Annotated in this window: 3 protein-coding genes and 1 pseudogene; all 4 read left to right on the forward strand. The window is 44.4% G+C overall.

Features of this window, described 5'->3' with window-relative positions; all coding sequences use genetic code 11:
- A pseudogene (locus Q4519_RS21275) lies at window positions 1-570 on the forward strand (hypothetical protein); the annotation flags it as partial.
- Window positions 560-1318, forward strand: a complete 759-nt coding sequence (locus tag Q4519_RS21280) for a DUF4123 domain-containing protein (RefSeq protein ID WP_303515880.1) — start codon at window positions 560-562, stop codon at window positions 1316-1318. The pseudogene Q4519_RS21275 and the gene Q4519_RS21280, both read left to right, overlap by 11 nt.
- Window positions 1315-2442: a hypothetical protein gene (locus tag Q4519_RS21285; protein WP_303515882.1), complete on the forward strand. Its 1128-nt coding sequence runs from the start codon at window positions 1315-1317 to the stop codon at window positions 2440-2442. The genes Q4519_RS21280 and Q4519_RS21285 overlap by 4 nt, the downstream gene beginning before the upstream one ends.
- A 1-nt stretch (window position 2443) precedes the next feature.
- Window positions 2444-5235, forward strand: a 2792-nt coding sequence (locus Q4519_RS21290; RefSeq protein ID WP_303515885.1) for a DUF6531 domain-containing protein, incomplete at its 3' end; no start/stop codon positions are given.

Consider the following 5235-nt stretch of genomic DNA (forward strand, 5'->3'; position numbering starts at 1 on the left):
CAAGAAGAAATTTACATCCACGCCCAAAAAGACTTCAACAGCTTGATTGAAAACGACCAAGCCGAGCAAATCAAACGCGACCAACACAGCGAAGTCGACCGCGACAGCTTTAAACTGATTAAAGGCAATCAACACAGTACCGTCGATGGTGAAAGCCGCCTACACACCAAAGGCGATCAAAGCCAAATAACCGATACCAAGCTGCACCACAAAATCGGCAACGCGCAACTGGTTAAGGCTGGCAGTGAAATACACCACAAATCCGGCGTGAAAATGGTCATCGAAGCCGGCGCCGAAATCACCCTAAAAGCCGGTGGTAGTTTTGTGAAAATAGACGGCGGCGGCGTACACCTAAGCGGCCCCACCATCAATATAAAAGTGGGCCCAAGTGCCGGCTCAGGCAGTGGTTACGGAGGCCAAATGCCCGCCATGCCGAAGGAAATTGAGCAAGCAGTGGCATTGGCTATCCCACCAGCGCAATTTACTCCTGCGCAGCTAGAAACACTTTTAGCCAAAGTACCATTCTGCGAAGAATGTGAGGCTTGTAAGGATGGCAGCTGTGAAATCTAAACCTAACAATCGTTTTGATACGTTAATGCAGGAAATAAGCGATATTGCTTTAGAAGATAAAACGCAAAATTTTTATCTGCTATTGAATAGCACTTCGAAATCAAAAACATTACAGGAATATTACAGCCAAATAAGCGGAGAAGCTCAGCCAATTTGGGCCAACACCCAATACGCTACCTGGTTACAAGTAATGCCCTATTTAGTGGAAACGACGCCAGACAGTGTTTTTTTACAATGGGCGAGCGAACAGCCGAATGATTGGGGCATGCTCATCGCTTCCCCTTATTCGTTAGACGCCGTCTTATCACACCTACGCAGTTTGACTCAAATTTGGCTACCAACAGGCCAGCATGTATTTTTCCGCTTCTTTGATCCAGACGCGAGTAGCTTATTGCTGAACAATTTAGAAAAGATCGACCTTGTTGCCTTAATGGGCCCCTGCAGTCACTGGATAAGTAATAAACAAACATTCGTGAACCCCGCAAGTCCAGAACAACAAAAAGAGAAGCCATTTCCTTGGTGGGAACTAAATGAAAACACGGCAATAAAAATACAACGCGAAAGTACAATAACACTGCAAAAAAACGCTTTAACTTGGCTTAAAAAGAACCATGCCGACCTGTTCTTCTGTTACCCATTCAATATTCTAAAAGCAAAAGTGGAGCGAATGGCAACACGTTTTGTCACCAATGAAGCAGGCTTACAAAAACACCTAATTGAAAGTTTACGTAAAGAGGTTTATCGATGACATATCCCGCATCGGCCGCTGCCAATTCACAAACGAACAACGCAGCAGGCTCAGCTTCCGGTTATAACAAAAGTGAATACTTAAAAAACTGGAATAAAGAAAATAAGCCGATAGATCTTGATGTGATGTACTCGAAGGTACGCAAAGACTTCTGTACTTCTATTGATACCTACAAAGAGGAAATGAGCTCTTGGTGGAAAAGCTGGTTTTTGTCGATGGATCAAAAAATTATCGTCAATGAAAAAGAACGCGGAACCGCCGATTATGATGATAACAAACTGTCATCAGATCTCGTCTTATGCCCGCTCAGTGGTGAGCTACACATAGTGCATTGCTTTGAAACAGAAGAATTCGTACCTATTCCGAATACCCCGTTTGAGCTACAAGCAGCAAAGCGAATGTTAAAGTCAGGAGCCATAAGGGATTACTTTGTAGAAGAAAAATATGGCCCAATTTACAAAGATAAAATTGGGCCAGACGGCATTAAAAAGTTGACCTTAGATCCGAAAGTCTATGGCGGTAAATCATTAAAAATCACCTTCTACCCTGATGTCACTAAAACAGATATGGATACATTATTAAAGTCTTATGATGGCACCATCGACAAACTTGCCGCTTGGTTAGACAGTGAATGGAATACCCAAAAGCAAGATTGGCAAGACTACCTAGATGATCCAATCGACCTTGGAGATATTGTTGCTGATTTTTTTAAAAATATCATCAAGGCAGTAGTGGACGCTTGGCGCGAAATAGAAGAACTATTCATTCTATTAGCCAATCCCACTAAGTTAAGAAACCTGCTCAGTAAGTACATGGAAAACCCTGAGCTCATATCTGAAATGATGGCAAAATCAAAGAAAGAAATGGCTGATATATTAATGCTGCTTAAAGACGAAGCAAGGTGCTTTCTGTGTCTAAATGCCATCTACTCTTGGTTTAAACTATTAAGTCCAGCCCAACTTTATAGAGTTGCCTCCGAAACCTTGGCATCCATTTTAGTTGAAGTAGTGATCAGCATTCTCGTCCCTGGCGGCGCTATATTAAAAAACCTCAATCGTTTACGCGATGTGGCAGGCTTAGCCGCCATGACCAACACCCCATCCCCTACAGCGAAGGCATTCTAAAATGACAAAAAAAGTAAGAGCGGTTGCCGTTGTAGCCAAAATAAAAAAAATTCTCAAACTAGTCAAAGCAGATACCCATGATAATAAAGAAATCCTTGGCATGCTGGCTTATCGTGGGGAGGGGAAGCACAGCTTACTCAGAAATAAAGATCAAATTGTAGAAAAAACCCCCTTAGAGGGCGCCACTGCACAGAAAAGGGCTAACGAATTTAGCGCAGGCCCAAAGGTCGTTGAAAATAAAACAAAAATAAATTCAGCAGGGGAAACTCACGCTAACAAGAAAACCCAAGATACCAAAAAAACAGAAACCAATGGCTGCCCTGTTACGATGGACACAGGTGAAGAAATCATCCAAATTCAGGATTTCACCTTACCAGGCCACCTTTCATTTACTTTTGAACGTATTTATAGAAGTAGCGCTGCAGAAGTAGACGTTGGTCTCGGCCCCGGTTGGAGCCACCCATTACTGCAATCGCTTATTTTTGACAACGGTGAAGTCCATTGGTATGACGCCCAAAATAAGAAAACTGTTTTCCCAGAGCCCACTGCAAACACACCTAGCATTGAGAACCCACTCGCAGCGTCAGCCATTTCCCTAGCCCAAACACCCGGGCATTATTTATTGGCACAAGCAGGTTCTCCAAACTGTATTTTTGAGCGTTTTGGCAACTTTGCACGATTAAAAAGTTTTATAGATGTTTACGGCAACAAACTGAATGTGCAATACGACAACACCGGCCACCCAACTGCCATTACGAATCCTGTTGGCTTAGGTTTATTCTTGGTTTACCACAATGAGCACATTAGCCAAATTGAACTAAGAAAAAAACACCAAACTGCCGAAGGAATCGAATGGATAACCGAAAAAGTTTGTCAGCGCTTTATTTATAACGAACAAAATCAACTCATTGCTAACCTTAATCCATTGGCTGAGGGTGAGCAGTATGAATATGACGACAACAACCTTATTCAACTACGAAAAATGGCTGGCGGCGCTGAGTTTCGCTGGTTATGGCAAGGCGAAGGCAAACACGCTAGAGCACTAAAGCATTGGAGCAATACCGGCTTTGAAGCCAGCTATGAATGGGACGATGAAAACAACAGTGTGACCGTACAATACCCCGACGGCAGCAGTGAGTGTTACCAACATAACCAAGATGCAAAGCTCTTATTCAAACAAGATCCTGATGGTGCAACCACACACTATGAATACAATGAAGACGGACAACTAACTCATGTCATCGATGCCTTAGGAAATGAAACTCAGCATCAATACGACCTAAATGGTAAACCAGCTGCCACCTTTTATCCCGACGGACAAATAGTTCAATATCAGTACTTTTTCAGTCAGTTAAGGGAAATCAAACAAGGCAAAGCAAAATGGCAGTTTGACCATAACGACCTTGGCGACGTGATTTGGCAAAAAGACCCACTCGGCCACATCACCCGCTATCATTACAACCGCTTCGGTCAACTCGACCAAGTTCGCTATCAAGACGATACCTGTGTCGAGCTCGGGTGGAACCACTTTGGCCAACTTATTCGCGAAACATTGCCCGACGGTGGCCAAATTCAATATCGCTACGACTTATTAGGTCGTCAAATACTCCGTCAAGACGCCAATGGCGCCATCACCCACTTTGAATGGGATGACGCCGACCGTCTCACCAAAATCATTTTACCCAATCAAGCCAGCCGCAGTTATCAATATAATGCCCATGGCAAAGTCACCCTTGAAGTCGATGAGCAAGGCAACCAAACCCAATATGAATACCACCCTAACTTACACTTAGTCAGTAAGCGCACTAACCCTGATGGCAGCACCCTCACTTACCGTTATGACAACCCTAAACGCTTTGTTTCTGACATCATCAATGAAAAAGGCGAGCAATATCAAATACAGTATTTTGCCAATGGCCTCGTCAAACAAGAAATTGGCTTTGATGGCATCACCACTCAATATCAATATGACTTACTCGGCAACCTAACGTTCAAGCGTCAAATAGGCTTAGCGGGCACGCAACTCGATACCCTATTTGAAAGGGACGTGATGGGCTGGCTAGTTAAAAAAACACTGCCCGACGGCCAAGAAATTGAATACCACTACGATACACAAGGCAACCTAATCAGTGTTGATGATGGCGAGAGACCATTACACTGGCAATACGACTTAAACGGCCAATTAATTGCAGAGCATCAAAGCTGGGCCAGCCAATATTATGACTACGACCCCCTTGGTCGCGTTAAGCGCTGGCAATTACCGGATGGCCAGCAGGTTGACTATGAATTTCAACAAGGTCAACTGGCTGGCATTAACCTTAACGGCGAAGTTCTCACCCAACACCTATTTCGTCATGGCCAAGAGGTCAAACGTAGCCAAGGTGCCCTGACCAGTGAGTACCAATACGATGAGCAAGGCCGCTTAACCCAACATGCACAGCTGCAACAACTGCTGCAAATGGGTGCCAGTGCTACCATCAAACAGCAGCGCCAATATCAATATGATGTGGCCGGTAACCTCACTCAAGTCACCGACAGTTTAAAAGGCGACAGGCAATACCATTATGACCCCCTCGCCCGCTTGTCTCATGTGCGCGGCAATATCGATGAGCATTTTCAGCACGACCCCGCCGGTCACCTATTGTCACAAACCTTGGGCAAAAGCAGTAGTGCTGCCCCAGCTAGCGCACAAGTTAAACATAACCGTTTGGCCTTTCAAGGCGACTGCCATTTTGAATACGATGAGTTTGGTAACCTAGTCAAAGAAAAGCGCGGTAAAGGCCAACAGCTAGT

The organism is Motilimonas sp. 1_MG-2023 (assembly GCF_030547455.1).
GTDB lineage: Bacteria > Pseudomonadota > Gammaproteobacteria > Enterobacterales > CBDFNC01 > Motilimonas.